Annotated in this window: 24 protein-coding genes, 2 tRNA genes and 1 pseudogene; 26 read left to right on the top strand and 1 reads right to left on the bottom strand. The window is 29.8% G+C overall.

Annotated elements, in window-relative coordinates:
- Window positions 1–79: 79 nt before the first annotated feature.
- The 16 genes and pseudogenes from comGC to gloA2 all read left to right on the top strand — a co-directional run.
- Window positions 80–364: pseudogene (gene comGC / locus O3802_RS00650) on the top strand (competence type IV pilus major pilin ComGC); the annotation flags it as partial.
- Window positions 339–782, top strand: a complete 444-nt coding sequence (locus tag O3802_RS00645) for a prepilin-type N-terminal cleavage/methylation domain-containing protein (RefSeq protein WP_371457847.1) — start codon at window positions 339–341, stop codon at window positions 780–782. The pseudogene comGC and the gene O3802_RS00645, both read left to right, overlap by 26 nt.
- Window positions 769–1,047: a hypothetical protein gene (locus tag O3802_RS00640; protein WP_004631792.1), complete on the top strand. Its 279-nt coding sequence runs from the start codon at window positions 769–771 to the stop codon at window positions 1,045–1,047. The genes O3802_RS00645 and O3802_RS00640 overlap by 14 nt, the downstream gene beginning before the upstream one ends.
- On the top strand, window positions 1,016–1,573 hold the full coding sequence (locus tag O3802_RS00635) for a prepilin-type N-terminal cleavage/methylation domain-containing protein (protein ID WP_371457962.1): 558 nt from the start codon (window positions 1,016–1,018) through the stop codon (window positions 1,571–1,573). The genes O3802_RS00640 and O3802_RS00635 overlap by 32 nt, the downstream gene beginning before the upstream one ends.
- A complete protein-coding gene (locus O3802_RS00630) occupies window positions 1,566–1,760 on the top strand; it encodes a hypothetical protein (protein ID WP_276685598.1) in 195 nt (64 codons plus the stop codon). Before O3802_RS00635 ends, O3802_RS00630 begins: the two co-directional genes overlap by 8 nt.
- Before the next feature lie 193 nt (window positions 1,761–1,953).
- Window positions 1,954–2,202: a hypothetical protein gene (locus O3802_RS00625; RefSeq protein ID WP_004631798.1), complete on the top strand. Its 249-nt coding sequence runs from the start codon at window positions 1,954–1,956 to the stop codon at window positions 2,200–2,202.
- A 4-nt stretch (window positions 2,203–2,206) separates the two neighbouring features.
- Window positions 2,207–3,112, top strand: coding sequence for a YihY/virulence factor BrkB family protein (locus O3802_RS00620; protein ID WP_371457846.1), 906 nt, complete (start codon window positions 2,207–2,209; stop codon window positions 3,110–3,112).
- A gap of 142 nt (window positions 3,113–3,254) precedes the next feature.
- Window positions 3,255–3,743: a peptide-methionine (S)-S-oxide reductase MsrA gene (gene msrA / locus O3802_RS00615; protein ID WP_371457845.1), complete on the top strand. Its 489-nt coding sequence runs from the start codon at window positions 3,255–3,257 to the stop codon at window positions 3,741–3,743.
- A 133-nt stretch (window positions 3,744–3,876) separates the two neighbouring features.
- Window positions 3,877–4,803, top strand: a complete 927-nt coding sequence (locus tag O3802_RS00610) for a manganese-dependent inorganic pyrophosphatase (protein ID WP_371457844.1) — start codon at window positions 3,877–3,879, stop codon at window positions 4,801–4,803.
- Between the two features lie 74 nt (window positions 4,804–4,877).
- Window positions 4,878–5,264 (top strand): phage holin family protein, encoded by a 387-nt coding sequence (locus tag O3802_RS00605; RefSeq protein ID WP_371457843.1) that lies wholly within the window; start codon window positions 4,878–4,880, stop codon window positions 5,262–5,264.
- A gap of 54 nt (window positions 5,265–5,318) precedes the next feature.
- Window positions 5,319–6,263, top strand: coding sequence for an HPr(Ser) kinase/phosphatase (hprK, locus tag O3802_RS00600; protein ID WP_371457842.1), 945 nt, complete (start codon window positions 5,319–5,321; stop codon window positions 6,261–6,263).
- 2 nt (window positions 6,264–6,265) lie between these two features.
- The gene (gene lgt / locus O3802_RS00595; protein ID WP_371457841.1) at window positions 6,266–7,069 is read left to right on the top strand and encodes a prolipoprotein diacylglyceryl transferase; all 804 of its coding nucleotides are present in this window, start codon (window positions 6,266–6,268) and stop codon (window positions 7,067–7,069) included.
- A gap of 17 nt (window positions 7,070–7,086) precedes the next feature.
- Window positions 7,087–8,007: a thioredoxin-disulfide reductase gene (gene trxB / locus O3802_RS00590; protein WP_371457840.1), complete on the top strand. Its 921-nt coding sequence runs from the start codon at window positions 7,087–7,089 to the stop codon at window positions 8,005–8,007.
- Window positions 8,008–8,353: 346 nt separating this feature from the next.
- Window positions 8,354–8,755 (top strand): hypothetical protein, encoded by a 402-nt coding sequence (locus tag O3802_RS00585; RefSeq protein ID WP_371457839.1) that lies wholly within the window; start codon window positions 8,354–8,356, stop codon window positions 8,753–8,755.
- Window positions 8,756–8,912: 157 nt separating this feature from the next.
- The gene (locus O3802_RS00580; protein ID WP_371457838.1) at window positions 8,913–9,665 is read left to right on the top strand and encodes a copper homeostasis protein CutC; all 753 of its coding nucleotides are present in this window, start codon (window positions 8,913–8,915) and stop codon (window positions 9,663–9,665) included.
- An 18-nt stretch (window positions 9,666–9,683) separates the two neighbouring features.
- A complete protein-coding gene (gloA2, locus tag O3802_RS00575) occupies window positions 9,684–10,070 on the top strand; it encodes an SMU1112c/YaeR family gloxylase I-like metalloprotein (protein ID WP_371457837.1) in 387 nt (128 codons plus the stop codon).
- Window positions 10,071–10,157: 87 nt separating this feature from the next.
- On the opposite strand, the gene O3802_RS00570 is transcribed toward gloA2, so the two are convergent.
- The gene (locus tag O3802_RS00570) at window positions 10,158–11,150 is read right to left on the bottom strand and encodes an ornithine cyclodeaminase family protein (RefSeq protein ID WP_371457836.1); all 993 of its coding nucleotides are present in this window, start codon (window positions 11,148–11,150) and stop codon (window positions 10,158–10,160) included.
- A 415-nt stretch (window positions 11,151–11,565) separates the two neighbouring features.
- On the opposite strand from O3802_RS00570, the gene O3802_RS00565 reads away from it, so the two are divergent.
- The 10 genes from O3802_RS00565 (at window position 11,566) to O3802_RS00520 (ending at window position 19,232) form a co-directional block, all read left to right on the top strand.
- A tRNA-His gene (locus O3802_RS00565) sits at window positions 11,566–11,641 on the top strand.
- A 20-nt stretch (window positions 11,642–11,661) separates the two neighbouring features.
- Window positions 11,662–11,735: transfer RNA gene (locus O3802_RS00560), tRNA-Cys, on the top strand.
- A gap of 252 nt (window positions 11,736–11,987) precedes the next feature.
- Entirely contained in the window at window positions 11,988–12,878 is an 891-nt protein-coding gene (locus O3802_RS00555; RefSeq protein WP_371457835.1) for a phosphate/phosphite/phosphonate ABC transporter substrate-binding protein, read from the top strand.
- Window positions 12,879–13,054: 176 nt separating this feature from the next.
- Entirely contained in the window at window positions 13,055–13,633 is a 579-nt protein-coding gene (gene ruvA / locus O3802_RS00550) for a Holliday junction branch migration protein RuvA (RefSeq protein WP_371457834.1), read from the top strand.
- A gap of 14 nt (window positions 13,634–13,647) precedes the next feature.
- A complete protein-coding gene (gene ruvB, locus O3802_RS00545; protein WP_004631831.1) occupies window positions 13,648–14,649 on the top strand; it encodes a Holliday junction branch migration DNA helicase RuvB in 1,002 nt (333 codons plus the stop codon).
- A 12-nt stretch (window positions 14,650–14,661) separates the two neighbouring features.
- Window positions 14,662–15,426, top strand: coding sequence for an epoxyqueuosine reductase QueH (locus O3802_RS00540; RefSeq protein ID WP_371457833.1), 765 nt, complete (start codon window positions 14,662–14,664; stop codon window positions 15,424–15,426).
- A 340-nt stretch (window positions 15,427–15,766) separates the two neighbouring features.
- A complete protein-coding gene (locus O3802_RS00535) occupies window positions 15,767–16,030 on the top strand; it encodes a phosphocarrier protein HPr (protein ID WP_004631834.1) in 264 nt (87 codons plus the stop codon).
- 1 nt (window position 16,031) lies between these two features.
- Window positions 16,032–17,744, top strand: coding sequence for a phosphoenolpyruvate--protein phosphotransferase (ptsP, locus tag O3802_RS00530; protein ID WP_371457832.1), 1,713 nt, complete (start codon window positions 16,032–16,034; stop codon window positions 17,742–17,744).
- Window positions 17,745–17,946: 202 nt separating this feature from the next.
- Window positions 17,947–18,669, top strand: coding sequence for a DUF4241 domain-containing protein (locus tag O3802_RS00525; RefSeq protein WP_371457831.1), 723 nt, complete (start codon window positions 17,947–17,949; stop codon window positions 18,667–18,669).
- Window positions 18,670–18,680: 11 nt separating this feature from the next.
- Entirely contained in the window at window positions 18,681–19,232 is a 552-nt protein-coding gene (locus O3802_RS00520; protein WP_371457830.1) for an SMI1/KNR4 family protein, read from the top strand.
- Window positions 19,233–19,273 lie beyond the last annotated feature (41 nt).

Raw genomic sequence — 19,273 nt, 5'->3', positions numbered from 1 at the left:
TACAACAATTATATATTTATATAATATATAATAAATATAAGATAAAATCAGAGAAACTAAATAGCACTCCTACACTTCTGTAGAAATGCTTATCGTATTATTTATTATTGCAATTTTGTTAATATTAATAATACCTAATATTACTAAAAATATTGACACTGCAAAAGATAAAAGTTCGGAAGCATATGAAAAAACAGTTCAATCACAAGTAACAGCATACGAAATAAATGAAAAAGATAGTAATGTTACTTTTGAGAAATTGGTAGAAAAACATTATTTAGATGGACCTGTAGAAAAAGCTAGTACCGCACCTAATGGTAAAAAAATTGTAATATCAAATGGAAAAGCGACATTACAAAAATAGTGCTGGTTATTCATTAGTTGAAATGTTAGCAGTATTGTTAATAGTCAGTATTATCATTATTATTTTATCAAAAACATCAGTAGCTAATTATAATAAATATAAAGAAAGATTAGCGTTAAATGAATTAGTATCAGATTTATATCAGTTACAAACACGAAGTTTAAATGAAGAGAATATCTATATAGATTTATTTTCAAGTGATGGAGAATATGTCATGCACTATAGTAATCAAAATTACTGGAAAAAGATTTCAAATGATGGAAAAGTACTTTTAAACAGGCCGAATATCAGATTTAAATATAGAGAAGGGAATTTAATATCTAGGGCAAATACAGTCGATGTAAAGTTTCCTGAAAGTTTATATAGACTTATTATTCACCTAGATACTGGATATATAACCATTGATGAAATTGAATAAATCAGGGTTTACATTTGTAGAGCTTATAGGGGCACTGTTTATTTGTTCATTGCTTTTCGTATTTCTAATTCCTAATATGGTTAGGCAATACGCTAATTTGAGCAAGCTTGAAAAAGAACTGGAAATGAAAGAGGTTCTTTATGAAGAAATAAGTATTAATAAACATAGTAACTTTACTAATAGGCGTGGACAATATTACATAGAAGTTAAAGATAAGAAGGCGAAAATAGTTGATGAAGATACAGGGGAAGAAGTTAGTTACTAAAAAAAATAGTAAAGGATTTACTTTGTTGGAGCTAACAATTTCGTTATTTCTACTCCTTATTTTATCGTTATTGTTGACATTAATACTTCAAACTACAATAAAAACATCAAGGAATTTTTTAGATTTTACTAATTATGAATATGCATTAGCGCATAAGAAAATATTAGAAATTTATAATGATAGTAGTAAAGTTGAAAGAGAAAGTAATTTTGTAATGATGACTAATAAGGACAAAAAAGAAGAGGTTAAATTAGTTTTTCAAGGAGATAGAGTGTATATAGCAAAGCAAAAGAGTAAGGATTTTTATGCTGGATATATTTTACTGTTGAAAAAATTAAAATCTTATTCTATTGAACAAAATGGAGATATGATTCATATAAAGCTGAAGGATAGAGAAGATAAAGAAAGAAATCTATATCTAAAACTTAAAAATGACGAAAAAAGTAAAAAAGAATCTGAAGAAAAAGATACAGATAAAAATAATGATAAACAATCAACTAATACACAGGAAAATAAAAATGATTAATAAAAAAACTACCATGCTAAAAGATAAACAGGGTAATGCTATTATAGTATCGCTACTTGTAACTATGTTAGTAGTTGTGGTAATGTTTAGTGTTGTAGGTATTTATATGAATAAAATGTACAGCATTAAAAATATTAATAACTATTATGATAAAAAAATAATAGAACAATTAAACAAAGAAAAATAATCTGAATAATGTTTTATGAACTAGAACTATATTTCTATATAAATAGTTATGTATAGTTCTAGTTTTTTATAAAACAATTGAGCCCTAATTGTTATTAGCCACTTTTAAAATTAATGTATTGCTTTGTCTTAGCAAATAGTTTAAAATGATACTATATGATTTAAAATTGAATTGATTCCAAAGGAGAAAAATAATGAATAAAAAAGTATTATTTCTACTAACAGCTGGGGCTGGAGTAGTTGCAGTAAAATCATTATTAAAAACTGAAAAACTAAATAATGAAGATCGTGAAAAAGTTGAGGAATATAAAAAATTTCTAGAAGAAAAAGGATATACAGTTAGTAAAAATACTTATCTACCTAATAATTTAGATTTATTATCTGTTTCAGCATTACCAATGTATTATAAAGCAGCTAAAACAATAGCTAAATTTATTTTCTAGAGCCATGTTTATTCCAGAAAAAAATTACTCATTTTACGAAGAGAATCCTAAAGGTAAATTAACAATAAAAAAATTTGTAAAAGAGATGTACTATCGCATAATGTATGATGAAATATCTCTTTTATCTGCAAATTTAAGTTATTATTTTATTTTATCTGTGTTTCCAATGCTGATAGTTGCGTTGGCATTAACACCATATTTTAAAATAGATCAACAATTTTTGCTAGCTAAGATACAAACTTTTGCCCCTGGTGCATTGGGGGATTATCTTTTTAATATGATAAGCGAAGTTTTGAACAGTAAAAATAATAATACAATTATTACTATTGGGATAGTATTTACTTTATGGTCCGCATCTAATGGTATATATGGGATAATTATAGCATTTAACAATGCATTTAGAGTACGTGATGGACGTATTTGGATAGTAACAAAAATTATAAGTATAATTTTTACAGTTTTATTCTTAATAGGTATGTTTCTAGTTTTAGCATTAGTTGTTTTTGGCAAACAACTTACATATTTGTTATTTCACAAATTTAACTTGGATGAAGGTTTTTATACAATGTGGTCGTACTTAAGTTATAGTTTTCCAATCTTGTTTACTTTTATTGTCTTTGTATTTTTATATATACTAGGACCAAACTTAAAATTAAAATCTATTAGTATATTACCTGGAGCGGTATTTTCAACAATTTCTTGGACATTAGTCAGTAGATTATTTGGATACTATATTGATCATTTTTCTAGTTATATAAAAACATATGGTACTATTGGAGCGTTGATGGCGTTTATTATTTGGTTATATATTACAGGATATATACTAATAATAGGAGCAGAGATTAATGCGATTTTTCATAATTATAAGGTAGAACACCGTATTTTTGAAGAAACACATACAAAGGAATAGTTTAATATTATTAGAGCTTTGAGTTTAAGACAATTAACTCGAAGCTTATTTTATATATTATTAAGCTAGAATAATGTAAAAAGTGTATATTTTATAGTATAATAATAAATACTTAATTTCATTTGTGGAGAGGAGAATAGTGATGATTAAAGAAGTTTATTTAGCGGGTGGATGTTTCTGGGGAGTAGAGGGATATTTTTCTCAACTAAACGGAGTAATCGAAACCAAAGTAGGGTATAGTAATGGAACTACTACAGAAACTAATTATCAAAAAATAAAATCAACAGATCACGCAGAGGTAATATATTTAAAATATGACAATGAGATATTATCACTAAATGATGTTCTACGTCATTATTTTAGAATTATTGATCCGATTAGTGTAAATAAACAAGGTGGGGATATTGGGCGTCAATATAGAACCGGAATTTATTATGTCGATGAAGAAACCTATAGAGAAGTAAGTGACTTTATATCAAACTTACAAAAAGAGTTTTCGAAAAAGATTGCAGTAGAAGTAGAAAAAGTTAGTAATTATGTTGATGCAGAAGAATATCATCAAAAATATTTAGAAAAAAATCCAACAGGATATTGTCATGTGGATTTATCATTAGCTAAAAAGAGTTTATAATAATATTAAACTAGCTATTATATTTTTGTAGATTAAAAATTAAAGAAATTTTAAACAATAATTAATAAATATTTTGAAAAAATAGCTAAAAAAAGGTAGAATATAAGTAAGTATAAATAAGGAGTTTTAAAAAATGACTAATATTTTAATTTTTGGACATAAAAATCCTGACACAGATACTATCTGTTCAGCAATTGTTTATAATAACTTAAAAAGATTACAAGGTATGGACTCTGAAGCGGTTAGACTAGGTGAGTTAAATGATGAGACTAAGTATGCATTAGAGTATTTCAACGTAAGAACACCACGTCTTATAGAAGAGGTAAAGGAAGGACAACATGTTATTTTAGTAGACCATAATGAGTTTCAACAATCTGCTAACGGGATAGAAAAGGCTGTTATTCGTGAGGTAATTGATCACCACCGTATTGCAAACTTTGAAACAGCTGCACCGCTATATTATCGTGCAGAACCATTGGGATGTACAGCAACAATCCTTAAAAAAATCTATGAAGAACAAAGTGTCCATATTGACAAGCAAATGGCAGGACTAATGTTATCAGCACTTATTTCTGATTCATTATTATTAAAATCACCAACATGTACATTACGTGATAAAGTAGCAGCAGAAGAACTAGCTAAAATAGCAGGTGTGAACTTAGAAGAATATGGTCTAGCTATGCTTAAAGCAGGAGCATCTACTAAAGACAAAAAAGCAGAAGAGTTAATCACACTAGATGCTAAAGAATTTATTCTAGGCGATGATAAACTTATTGTTGCTCAAATTAATACAGTTGATGAAAAAGAAGTAGCAGATCGTAAAGAAGAATTAGCAAATGCTATTAACTCAGAAATTTCTGAAAAATCTTTATCAGCATTTGTATTTGTAATTACTAATATTTTAACTTCAAATTCTGAGGTATTAGTGTTAGGAGCAAAACAAGACAAAGTTGCTGCAGCATTCGGGAAAACTCTTGCTAATGACTTTATGACATTAGAAGGTGTTGTTTCTCGTAAAAAACAAGTAGTTCCTCAAATCACAGAAGAATTCACAAAATAGTTTTGTTTATATTTAAAGAAGGAAAGTGAGGATAGAATTCTCACTTTCTCTTGTTATTAAAGAAAGGAGATTTTATGCAGAAAAGTAAATCAATATTATGGACGGCAGTAAAGAGTATTGTTGTCAACACGCTGATTGTTCTTGCTTTTTCAGGATTATTTAGATCAAGCTTATTAATAGATAAACCTAGTTATGGATTTTATGGAGCAATACTAATAACATTGATGTATATGTTTATTAGACCATTACTAATGTTTATAAGTATTGTGCCAATAATTATGACTTTTGGTATATTTATTGTTGTAATAAATGCAGGTATAATATTGTTAGTATCATATCTGTTGGCACCACATTTTATTGTTTCATCTTTCGGATCGGCATTCTTTTTAGCAATTTTTATATCTATCTTTAATGCATTATTAAATACAGGAGATAGAAAAATTATAATAAAAAGATTTTAGATGAAAGATGTACAAATACTATTTGTTTAATACAAAAATGAAGGAAATGAATTAATGAAAAAACTAACAACAAGAGATATTGTAGAAAGATTAAAACTAGAAGTAATAAGTGGAGAAGCTGGTTTAGATCGTGAGATAACGACTGAGGAGTTATCACGACCTGCTTTGCAACTTGCGGGCTATTTTTCACATTATTCCCCACAGAGAATTCAAATATTAGGAACAAGTGAATTATCATTTTTTAAATTAATAGCAGATGCTGAAAAAAAATCTCGAACACGTATGTTATGTACGAGAATAACGCCTTGTATTATTATTTCAACAAATCATGATGTTCCAGAAGAACTAATTGCGGCATCAAATAAATACGATACACCAGTTTTAAGAAGTACTCAAGAAACTACAAAACTTATGGGGAATATTACAAATTATATTCAAAAAGAATTTGCTCCAACAACTTCTGTTCATGGAGTTTTTATTGAAGTTTATGGAATAGGTGTATTGATTACGGGGGAAAGCGGAATCGGTAAAAGTGAGGTGGCGTTAGAACTTATTAATCGTGGGCATAGATTAGTAGCCGATGATAGAGTTGATATTAAAGAAATAGAACGTGGATTATTAATTGGTAGTTGTGAGTCTACGCTTATTAAACACTTATTGGAAATTCGTGGACTAGGTATTATAAATGTAATGACATTATTTGGGACAGGAGCAGTACGAAGTGATAAACGTCTGCAACTTAATGTACATTTAGAAACATGGAATGATAATAAGCAATATGATAGGATTGGATTAGGAAATGAATATAAGGAAATACTAAATTCTAAAATAGAGAAGAAAACTATTCCTGTTCGACCAGGGCGAAATGTTGCGATTATTATTGAAACTGCAGCTATGAATTATCGTTTAAACCAAATGGGTATTAATACAGCAGAGGAATTTACTGAACGTTTAGCTGAAGAAATAAAAAAGAATAATATAAAAAGTGAGGAAGAGTAAGTATGATTTTAGGATATTTAGATCCAATTGCCTTTCATTTATTTTCAAAACCAATTTATTGGTATGGAATAATAATTGCAATGACAGTGTTAGTTGCATATATGATGGCAGACCATGAAGCAACAAAGCGAGGCTTAAAAAAAGAGACGATGCTAGATTTATTACTTATAGCATTGCCAATAGCATTCATATTTGCGCGTGCATACTATGTAATTTTCAGATGGGATTACTATAGTACTCGAAAAGATGAAATAATTGCAATTTGGGATGGAGGAATAGCGATATACGGCGGATTATTGGGAGGATTTTTAGTATTATACTTCTTTGCAAGACGCCGTGGAGTAAAAATTATTAAAATGCTAGATATTATAGCTCCTAGTCTTTTAGTTGGACAAATGCTAGGGCGCTGGGGAAATTTCTTTAACCATGAGGCATATGGAGAAGTAGTTAGTCGAGAATTCTTGGAAAAAAGGTTTATACCAAATTTTATTATAGAAAATATGTACATAGACGGCGCCTACCGCCAACCAACGTTTTTATATGAAAGCCTTTGGTGTTTTATTGCTTTAGTTATTTTATTATTAATCCGTAATAAGTTGGCTCAAAGTGAAGTTTTTGCAATGTATATAGTTCTTTATGGTATTGAGCGCTTTGTAGTAGAAGGTATGAGAACAGACTCATTGTATATCGGTTCGTTAAGAGTATCTCAAGTTCTTTCACTGGTATTTGTTATAGGAAGTCTGATATACTTAATAATGCTTAATACAAAATATAAAGATAAAAAAGTTTTGTATATAGAATCATAAAAAAGAGGGTGAAATATATGTCAGAAAAAATTTACGATTTAATTATTGTTGGAGCAGGACCTGCAGGAATGACAGCTTCTATCTATGCCTCACGTGCTAATATGTCAGTTTTAATGTTGGAGAGAAAATATCCAGGTGGTCAAATGCTTTCAACAGAAGAAATTGAGAATTACACAGGATATGAGATGGTTACTGGACCAGAATTATCAGAGAAAATGTTTGAACATTCTAAAAAGTTTGGAACAGAATTTGCTTTTGGAAATATTACAAAAGTAGAAGTTAGAGATAATTTAAAATATTTGACAGCAGGTGAGAATGAATATGTAGCGAAGTCAGTAATTATTGCGACAGGTTCAGAACATAAGTTGTTAAATATCCCTGGAGAAGAACAATTCTCAGGAAAAGGTGTAAGTTACTGTGCTGTTTGTGATGGAGCGTTCTTTAGAAATAAAGAGGTAATAGTAATTGGTGGAGGAGACTCTGCTATTGAAGAAGCACTATACTTATCAAATTTAGTAAGTAAAGTAACTGTTATTCACCGTCGTGATGAACTGCGCGCTCAAAAGATTTTACAAGATAGAGCATTTGCTAAAGAAAATATTCACTTTATTTGGGATAGTATTCCATTAGAAATCAAAGGTGAAAGAAAAGTTTCTTCTATAGAAATCCGTAATGTAAAAACAGGAGAAGAAAGTTCTGTTTCTGCTGATGGTATATTTATTTATGTAGGTATGTTACCTCAAACAGAAGATTTTAAAACACTAGGAATTACGAATGAAGCAGGATATATTCCAACTAACAAAAAATTAGAGACAAAAGTAGCTGGTATATTTGCAGCAGGTGATGTTCGTGAAAAAGAAATCCGCCAAGTAATAACTGCAGCTTCTGATGGGGCTATTGCTGCACAAAGTGCATATAATTACGTAGAAGGATTATAGAAAAGTATAAATAATTATTGAACTAGTCATCACAGAAGTGATGACTAGTTTTTTAATAAATATTAATATGTATATAGCAAAGTATTTATAAATATTAATTATAAAATAGATATAGGGAGTTCTTTAAAAAGGTTTAATGAAAATATAATCAAAGAATTTTAAGAATAGCAAAATTAATTTGAAATATAAATGAAATAGTTTACTAGGAATCTATGTTAATATGAGATTAAGGCGTGTTATATGTAGAATGTAAAAAAATGCTTGACTTTTAAGGGTAAAATGCTATAATGTTTATATACGATAGTCTTCGTATAAAAATAAAAAATATATAAAGGAGATAATGACAATGAAAAAAGCATTATTATCAGTATTAGCTGCTGGTTTAGTGGCAGCAACTGCAGCACCAGCAGTACTAGCAGAAGATTATACAGCAATTGATAAAGCGGTTGCTTATGTAGATGGACATGCTTCAGATATCAAAGCTGAAGTAGAAAGTTTACCAGAAGTACAAAAAGCTGTAGGTACAAAAGATTATGCTGCTGTATATAATCAAGCTTACAATGATGTACGTAACAAATACATTAAAAAATATGAAGCTTTATATAAAAAGGCTCAGAATATCCAAAATCATCCAAATACTGTAGATCCACAAACAGGGGAACAAAAAGTACCAGGTAAAGATAACAATAATTCTGGCCAAAAAGTACCAGGTAAAAAAGTTTTACCAAAAACTTCAGCTGCTAAATAATTATCAGCTTACTATAGAAAAGGATGTTTGTTAAGTCAAACTCCTTTTTCTTTATATTCCACATCTTATATAAAGATGTGGTTTTTTAATTTTATTTTCTTTAATCCATTTTTTCATTATGTTATAATATAGTTATTATTAATTTAGGAGTGGAGATATGATCAAAGTAGAAATTTGTGCAAATAGTGTAAAGGATTGTTTAATTGCTCAAAGCTTAGGAGCTCATAGAATAGAGTTGGTAAGCGCAAGTTATTTGGGAGGATTAACTCCTAATCTCAGTGTCTTAGACATGGTCCTTGAAAGAGGTGTAGTATTACCCATTATGGCAATGGTACGTCCGCGTGGTGGTGGTTTTTGTTATAATGATTTAGAAAAAGAACAAATGTTTAGGGAGGCAAAAGAATTATTAAAACATGGAGCTAATGGTCTTGTCTTTGGCTTTTTAACAGAAAATAATGAAATTGATTGGCTTGCAACAGAGAAAATGATAGAACTTTGTGATAAATATAATGCAGAGAGTGTCTTTCATAGAGCTTTTGACTGTGCAAATAATCCTGAATATAATATTCAACGATTAATTGGTTTAGGTTGTACTAGAATATTAACAAGTGGATTAGCTAGTAACGTAAAAAGAGGAGCTAAATTAATAAAGTTATTCCAAGAAAAATATGGACAACATATTGAAATTTTAGCAGGATCAGGGATAACAAGCGATAATGTAGATAAAATACTTGAAAAAACAGGTGTAGAACAAATCCATGGAACTTTTAAAAAATATATGAAAGATTCAACAACTAGTCGAGATGAAGTAACTTTTGCTTATACTGATAAAGGGGACTATGAAGAGGTAGATTCAGAAGAATTGATGAAAGTTTTAGCTAGTACTAAAAATTATAAAGCTAATAACTAGAAACAAGAAAGGGTATATATGTTATTTGAGAACATTCATCATATAGCAATAATAGGAAGAAATTATAATAAAATGAAGGAGTTTTATGTTAAAAAATTAGGTTTTAAAATTATAAGTGAATATCATCGAGTAGATAAAAATGATATTATAATAAATGTAAAAAAAGAAAATGTAGTTTTAGAAATATTTATAAAAGAAGATGCACCATTACGCCCTCCTATACCTAATCCAGAAAACACAGGACTTAGACATTTGGCGTTCAAGGTAAAGGATGTAGAAAAAACACTTGAAGAATTTGACAGTTTAAAAATAGTACATCAAGGTTTAAGATATGATGATTTTGATGGGAAAAAGATGGCTTTTTTCTTTGATCCGGACGGATTACCTTTAGAGATTCATGAATAGGTGAAAAAATCAGTTTTATTGAAACATAAAATAGATAGTAGATAAAAAAGATTAGCAACTAAAAAAGTTAGTACTAATCTTTTTTTATTATATATCTATAGTTGTACCGATATTAAGCTTTTCTGCTTTTTTTATAATTTCTGAGCCGCAAACTATGTCTAAAACAGCTGTTCCAACTGATTTGAATATAGTAATGTCATCTTCAGAGGTACGGCCTAGCGAAAAATCTAGTAGCAATTCTCCGAGTTCTCCTTTAAAGTCCTTTGTTGTTATATATTGCTTATCTAATGCTGATAATATTTCTCCCGCTTCGCTAAGGACGCCATCATAAGTGTCTAAATATATTTTGTTTTCTTTAGTAATTAATTCAACAGGGATTTCTATCATTTCTGGTGTGAATGAGCCAATTCCGTTAATATGCGCTCCTTTTTTAACAAATTTACTATCAAAGGTAGGTGTTTTTGAATTCGTGACAGTTGTAATTATATCGGAATTTTGTACAGCATCATTTGCATCTTTATATGCGACAATTTTAGTTTCAAAATTAGAAAAATTATTTTTCAAAATTTCAACAAAGTTTTTCGTTTTTTCGAAATTTCTACCAACAATACGTAGCTCATCTAATTTTCTAACAGTTAGAAGAGCATGTACTTGTTCGTATGCTTGTCCTCCAGTCCCGATTAATGAGGCTATTTTTGAATCTTTGCGAGCTAATAAGTCAGTAGCTAAGCCTTGAAGAGCTGCTGTACGTAGTGCAGTGAGATAAGTCCCATCTAAAAGTCCATTAACAATTCCAGTTTTTTCATCAAGTGTCAACATAGTTGCTGGAACGGCAGGTAATTCTTTTTCTGTATTATTTGGGTAAACAGAAACTATTTTTAGCCCAAGTGATTCAGTATTAGAATTTACAGAACCTGGCATAAATAAGACTTGACCGTTGTGATTGGCTACAGAAATATTTGTGCGAAGAGGTATATTTGTTTTCTTTAGTGAGTAACTTAACATAGCACTTTTGCAAGTTTCAATAGTTTCTTGCATAGTAATACATTTTTTTATATCTTCTTTAGTTAATATAAGCATTAGAAAACCTCCACAATTATTAGTAATATATAAGTTTATTATAACAAATATTTTTTAAAAGTAAAACGCTATCTATCAATAAAAATGATCGATATGTAGTTGTATTTAAGAGAAAATAAATGATAGAGTAGAGGTGAATAATACAATTACCACCAAAATTATCTTTTGGTGGTAATTGTATTATTTATTTAAAATTTAACAGTAACAGTTCCAGTAGAAGAAGATGTAAACAGCATTTTCTTTTTATTAGAACCATTTGTGAAATTAGATTCATTATCGTTTAATTTAGCAAGAATATTACCAGTTGAAGATTTTAGAGAAAAAAATTTGTCTTAGTTACTCTTTTTTGTAAATAGTAAAAAAGTCTTGACACAATCAAGGGGAAAAGGTATAATAAATATTGTTGTTAAATATGGCGGTTGTGGCGAAGTGGTTAACGCATCGGATTGTGGTTCCGACATTCGTGGGTTCGATTCCCATCAGCCGCCCCATTTAAAAGATAATATAGCAAGGCGGCTTAGCCAAGTGGTAAGGCACGGGTCTGCAAAACCTTGATCACCGGTTCAAATCCGGTAGCCGCCTCCATTTATACATCTAATTTAGGTGTTTTTATTTTTGTAAAATAACTTAAAGCAAAAGTCTTTTAGAGTAATTATTCTAAAAGGCTTTTTAATTATATTTTCTAACAGAGCCCAAATTAAGTGATGTATTTATAATAAATTATTTTGATTAAAAAATTAATGAAAATAAAAAATCTAGCGAACATAATGAAAATATGGTAAAATTAGGTAGAAATGAAATGGTAAGTTAATTATCTATGGGATAAGGAGGATTTGTATGAGAAAAATACTGTTAATAATCTTTAGTTTTATATTTATTTTTTCTGTTGCAGGATGTTCTTCTAAGACAGAAAATAAAAAATCAGAAGAAAAAGTAATAAAAATGGGGTTTGTTCCTCTTAAAAATAGTGAACAATTGATAGAGGATGTAAAACCGATTGCTGAGTATCTAAGTGAAAGGTTGGGAGTAAAAGTAGAGGCATTTACTGCTAGCAATTATATTGGAGTAGTAGAAGGTATAGGTAGTGGAAGTGTTGATTTTGGAATTATTCCACCGTTTTCTGCCTTATTAGCTCAAAAACAAAGTAATGCTCAACCATTATTGACTTCAAAAGGTACAACTGGGAAACCAGGATATACAGCAGAGTTATATGTAAGAAAAGATTCAGGTATAAAATCTTTACAAGATGTAAAAGGTAAAAAAGTTGCCTTTGTCGATCCTTCGTCATCATCAGGATATATTTATCCAGGTGCTATGCTGGTTAAAGCAGGAATCAATCTTGAAAAAGATATTAGTTATCAATTTAGTGGTGGACATGATAAAAGTTTACAACTTTTACTGAATAGAGATGTTGATGTTATTGCTACATTTGATGGTGTACCAGAAAGATATAAAAAAGATTTTCCAAATGCAGTTAATAAAGTTGAAAAGTTAGCAACAAGCGATATGATACCTGGAGTTATGGTAACAGCATCGAATAAAATGGATAAAGAATTACAAGAAAAATTAAAACAAGCCTTGCTTGATATAGAAAAAGATCCAAAATTAAAAGAGTTATTTAAAAAAATGTTTAGTATAACTGGATTTTCAGATGTAGACCAAGATGCGTACTCTAAGGTTGAAGCAACTGCAAAAATTATGAATGTTGATTTAGATAAAGTAAAATAGTTATTAGAAAGAACCTAGTTGATTTGATTAGGTTCTTTTAAAATAGTACTGTACTATAAGTTATTAAGAAATCAAATAGTCATTGATATTGACGATTTAAAATATTCTTGCTAAATGCTTGAGATTTTCGGCGTTTAATTTTATAATAATATAATCAATTAGGAGCGTGAATTTTAATGTATGCATATATAAAAGGGAAAATTTCTGAGATTAATCCTACTAACATCGTAATAGATAATAATGGAATAGGTTATGAAATCACTGTTGCAAATCCATATGAATATCAATTAAATGAAGAAAAACAAATTTATATAAGTCAACAAGTTAGAGAGGATTCTAATACACTTTATGGATTTCTAACTAAAGAACAAAAAAAGGTATTTTTACTTTTATTAAAAGTAAAAGGGGTAGGACCTAAAAGTGCGTTAGCAATTTTGGCTGGAGCAACTAGTGAGGAAATTATCTCAGCGATAGAAAAGCAAGATGTAAATTATTTAACAAAATTCCCTGGTATAGGTAAAAAATCAGCTCAGCAAATTATTTTAGATTTACAAGGGAAAATAGATTTTAATACTGCAGCAAATAAAACAGAATCACTAGCAAATCTTTATATTAAAGATGCATTACTTGCTTTAGAAGCCCTTGGTTATAGTACAAAAGAATTGGCAAAAATCGAAAGCAAGCTGGCTAAGTTTGAATTTAGTGCAGTGGATGATTATGTAAAACAAGGATTAAAATTATTATTTGGAAATTAATGAAAGGATGAAATATGGAAGAACGAATGGTATCTGCTCATTTAAATGACGGAGAAGAAAATGAAGAACAATCGTTAAGACCTAAATTCCTAAATCAATATATAGGTCAAGAACAAATTAAAAACAATCTTAAGATTTTTATTGAAGCAGCAAAACTTCGTGCAGAAGTCTTGGATCATTGTCTTCTTTATGGTCCTCCAGGATTAGGGAAAACAACACTTGCGACAATAATAGCTAATGAAATGGGTGTAGGGATAAAGTATACTTCAGGTCCAGCAATTGAAAAATCGGGTGACTTGGCCGCAATATTAACTAGTCTAGAGCCAGGAGATGTGTTATTTATTGATGAGATACATCGTATAAGTCGCTCAATAGAAGAAATTTTATATTCAGCAATGGAAGACTTTTACCTTGACATAGTTATAGGAAAAGGTGATGAATCTCGAAATATAAGAATAGAACTACCTCCTTTTACTTTGGTAGGAGCTACAACACGTGCAGGAGCATTAACGGCACCATTAAGAGATAGATTTGGAGTTCATTGTCGTTTGGAGTTTTATAATGTAGACGAACTTAAAAATATAATTGATAGAACATCAGATATTTTTAATTGTGAGATTGATGAACAAAGTTCTTATGAAATAGCTATGCGTTCTAGAGGAACCCCACGAATAGCCAATCGTCTGCTTAAACGAGTTCGAGATTTCGCTCAAGTGAAAAATGATGGAGTAATAACTCAAAAACTAGCAACTTCTTCATTGGATTTGCTTCAAGTAGATGGACAAGGCTTAGACAGTATAGATTATAAAATATTAGAATGTCTAATTAAGCGTTATGATGGTCGTGCTGTTGGATTAGAAACTATTGCAATAACAATTGGAGAAGAAAGTATTACAATAGAAGATGTTTATGAACCTTATTTAGTTAAAGAAGGTTTTATAGAGAGAACTCCGAGAGGTCGTCGCGCGACACCTAAAGCATATAAACATTTAGGAATTGAATATATAGAAAAATAAGAAAGGTATAGTATGATAGATAGTAAACAGTTTATTAATACAAGGCATAAAAATCAAAAAATAAACTATGATAATGTTTTAAAAGAATTGATAAAAGAATGGGGTAAAAATAGCTTTCGCCCTAAAATTTTAATTCATTCATGTTGTGCACCATGTAGCACCTATGTTTTGGAATATTTATCAGAGTTTAGTGATATCACAATATTTTTCTCAAATTCTAATATTCATCCTAAAGAAGAATATATAAAAAGAATGCTCGTTCAAAAAGATTTTGTAGAAGAGTTTAATAGAAGAAATGACAAGAAGATAAAATTTTTAGCTGATGAATATTCACCTAGTAAGTTTATTAGAGCGGTAAAGGGTTACGAAGACGAACGCGAAGGTGGAGAAAGATGCCATATTTGTTACGAAATGCGCCTTGATTCATCTGCTCAAAAAGCTTTGGAATTAGGATATGATTATTTTGCTTCGGCATTGACAATTAGTCCAAAGAAAAATGCTCAAATAATCAATGAAACAGGATATGTTCTGCAAGAACAAGTTTCAATTTATTATTTACCTTCTGATTTTAAAAAAAATAATGGCTATCGACGTTCAGTAGAAATGTGCGAAGATTATAATATTTATCGTCAGTGCTATTGCGGATGTGTTTTTGCAGCAAAAGATCAGGGAATAGATTTTAAAGAAGTTAATAAGAATGCACGTGAATTTAATAATAATCATGAAGATTATGAAAGATTTAAGTCTATAATCAAACTCGGGGGAGAAATAGTTTAGTATTATTATTAAAAGTAGCTTCTTAAAGAGAATAAGTTTACTGTAAAATTATAAAAACATAATAATTTTAAATAAAACCTAAAAAAGAATTATAAAAATACTGAAGTTTAGAAAATTTCAGTATTTTTTTATATTAATATCTTTATAGTATATTTTTCTGTTTTCATTTCATTTTCAACAAAATACAACAACTATTTACACACATTAAAAGAAACGGCTTTCTTTGTTGTTTAATAGCAAGATTAGAACTTATGATTTCGACTCAAAACACTTGTAAATATTGTTTTCATGTGGTATTATTTGTTTGTAAATATTTTTTTAATAAAAGGAGATAATAACTATGCTACAAAAAGAATTTAAAGTAATTGACGAAACAGGAATTCACGCAAGACCAGCAACACTATTAGTGCAAGCTGCATCAAAATTCCAATCTAATATTGAATTAGAATACAATGGTCGTAAAGTTAACTTAAAATCAATCATGGGTGTTATGAGTTTAGGAGTTGGAAAAGACGCAGATATAACTATTTATGTTGATGGAGCTGATGAAGCTGAAGCACTTGCTGCTTTAGAAGAAACAATGAAGAAAGAAGGATTAGCATAATATGTTAAAATTAAAAGGTATAGCAGCATCACAAGGTATATCTTTTGCTAAAGCTTATGTATTTGTAGAGCCAGATTTGACAGTTAAAGAAGTGAAAATTGAAGATGTGGCAGCTGAAATTAAACGTTTTGAAGATGCTATAGAAGCATCTAAAAAAGAATTAACTATTATTAAAGAAAATGCATTAGCAAGCCTAGGCGCAGATAAAGCTGCTGTATTTGAAGCTCATCTTTTAATTTTAGATGATCCTGAATTTATGGGAACTGTTAAAACAGATATTGAGTCTAAAGTTATTAATGCAGAATATGCATTTAAAGAAACTTCTGATATGTTTATATCTATGTTTGAAGCAATGGACAATGAATATATGAAAGAGCGTGCAGCTGATATTAGAGACGTTTCTAAACGTATTTTAGCACATCTTTTAGGCGTGGATTTACCAAATCCAAGTTTAATAGATGAAGAAGTTATTGTTATCGCGGAAGACTTGACACCATCTGATACTGCTCAACTTAACAAAAAATATGTAAAAGGTTTTGCAACAAATATTGGTGGACGTACTTCTCACTCTGCAATTATGGCACGTTCATTAGAAATTCCAGCGGTAGTTGGAACAAGTTCAATTACAGAAGATGTGAAAAATGGCGACATTTTAATTCTTGATGGACTTGATGGTGTTGTTCTTGTAAATCCAGATGAGGCTACTACTGCTGAATATAAGGAAAAATACGCTAAGTTTGAAGCTCAAAAAGCTGAATGGGCTAAACTTGTAACAGAAAAATCTGTAACAAAAGATGGGCATGAAGTAATTTTAGCAGCAAACATCGGAACACCAGCAGATTTAGAAGGTGTTAAAAATAATGGTGGAGAAGCTGTAGGATTATATCGTACAGAGTTCTTATATATGGGACGCGATCAACTGCCAACAGAAGATGAACAATTTGAAGCATATAAAGCTGTATTAGAAGGTATGGGTGATAAACCAGTAGTAGTTCGTACTCTAGACATTGGGGGAGATAAAGAACTACCTTACTTAGATTTACCAAAAGAAATGAACCCATTCTTAGGATTTAGAGCAATCAGACTTTGTTTAGAAGAAAAAGATCTTTTCAGAACGCAGCTTAGAGCATTATTACGTGCATCTGTGTACGGAAAATTATGTGTAATGTTCCCTATGATTGCAACAGTGCAAGAATTTAGAGCAGCTAAAGCTTTATTCTTAGAAGAAAAAGAAAAACTTGTAGCTGAAGGTGTTGCAGTAAGTAATGATATTGAATTAGGTATCATGGTTGAGATTCCGTCAACAGCTGTTATTGCTGACATCTTTGCTAAAGAAGTTGATTTCTTCTCAATCGGTACTAACGATTTAATTCAATATACTATGGCAGCAGACCGTATGAGTGAAAAAGTATCATACTTATACCAACCATATAATCCAGCTATCTTACGTCTTGTAAAAAATGTTATTGAAGCATCTCACAAAGAAGGTAAATGGACTGGAATGTGTGGGGAAATGGCTGGAGACAGTTTAGCTATTCCATTACTGCTTGGTATGGGATTAGATGAGTTTTCAATGTCTGCTACTTCAATTTTACAAGCACGTAGTCAAATTAAGAATTTAACACTTGATGAAATGAAAGAATTAGTTGAAAAAGCTGTTATGTGTGCTACAACCGAGGAAGTATTAGCTTTAATAGAAGAATATACGAAATAAAGAAATATATAAATAAAATCATTCTTTCTTCGAAAAAGGGAAAGGGTGATTTTTATATTAATTATAAAGGAAAAAACATATTAGCTTTTTAAATGATTAAGATTAATTTGGTGTATAATAATTAGTATACTCGATAAAAATTAATATTGAGTTAAGTTTAAGATTTTAATAATAAAATAAAAACATATTCAAGGAGACTTTTATGGAAAAGATACATGCATCAGAAAAATGGCTAAAAAAATATGAAGAAGTAAAGAATTTACTTATATCACCAGTAAATTATGCACAATGTTTTGAAATGAAAGAAATACAAGGTAAGGAAGTTTTTGTTTTAGATATGGGGGAAGTGAATTTGCCAACTGGAGAAATTTTGGTTAGAGATCCGTTAGTATGGCTTCACAGAGATGAAAAACCTTATTTACAGTCCGTGCCTGTAGGAAAATTTAGAATAAAAACGTTAGTAGCAAAAATAGAGGAAGACCATTACAGATATGTGATGAGTAGAGTAAAATTTACAGAAGAAGAACCTGTTGTTTACTATGAAGCATTAAAGGGAGATGAAAATCTAGATTCTCTTGAAGAGGGGAACATCTTCGGATTTTCAGTTGATGCAGGACTTGCAACAATAGTAGATGTTGAAACTAAAAATGCATATTGTGATTTTGAAGATAGTTGGTATGAAGAAAATCCTAATAAAAATATTTATGATGATTTCTTTGCGGATATTTTTGAAAAAAATGCAGTAGAAAATCCACTTTATCAACGTGAAGGAGGAGATTGGATTAATTTCAGGATTCCTAATACCAATTTAAGTATTCCGATGATTCAAACAGGTTTTGGAGATGGAGTGTATCCTGTATATTTTGGATATGATAAGAATAAAAATCTTTGTGACATCGTTATAGAGTATATTTATCTAGGATAAGGAGATTATTTATGTCAATAGAAAAAGTCTATGATTATTTTCATGACTATGATTCTAAGGTATATCAGATTTTTGCTTGTATGGGAAACGAACCATCAGAAAAAGATATATTAAATTTTGAGAAGCAGTATGATATAAGTCTTCCTAATGATTTTAGAGAGTTTACTATGTCTCCTTTGGGAGGACTTTACATGGAAGTCAGAGAAGAATTATGGCCAAGAGCTAAGGTATACGATGTAGCTCCATTTTGGACATTTTGTCGAGGAATTATGGTATATGGTATTGCAAAAGGAATACCAGATTATCTAGATATTCGTGTAAAAACAAAAGAATTGCATGATGAAGGCTTAGAAGACTATATTCCATTTTTTTCAATAATCGGTGATGGAAACACAATATTTTGCTTTGATAAAAATAATAGAATTGTCGCACTTGATTGGTATTCTAAAGTTGCTTTTGAGGAAGATGAAATGAACTTTTCTGATTTCTTGCTTAAGAAAATTAAAGAGTTGGAAGAACGTAAAACGCAAATGATAGAGACGCTCGAAAATAGAAAAAATTAGTGAATAAAACTACATAGGAATGCGTAGTTACTAATACTATA

Source organism: Gemella sp. 27098_8_92, assembly GCF_041433685.1.
GTDB lineage: Bacteria > Bacillota > Bacilli > Staphylococcales > Gemellaceae > Gemella.
This window is presented reverse-complemented; position numbering and strand designations above follow the sequence as displayed.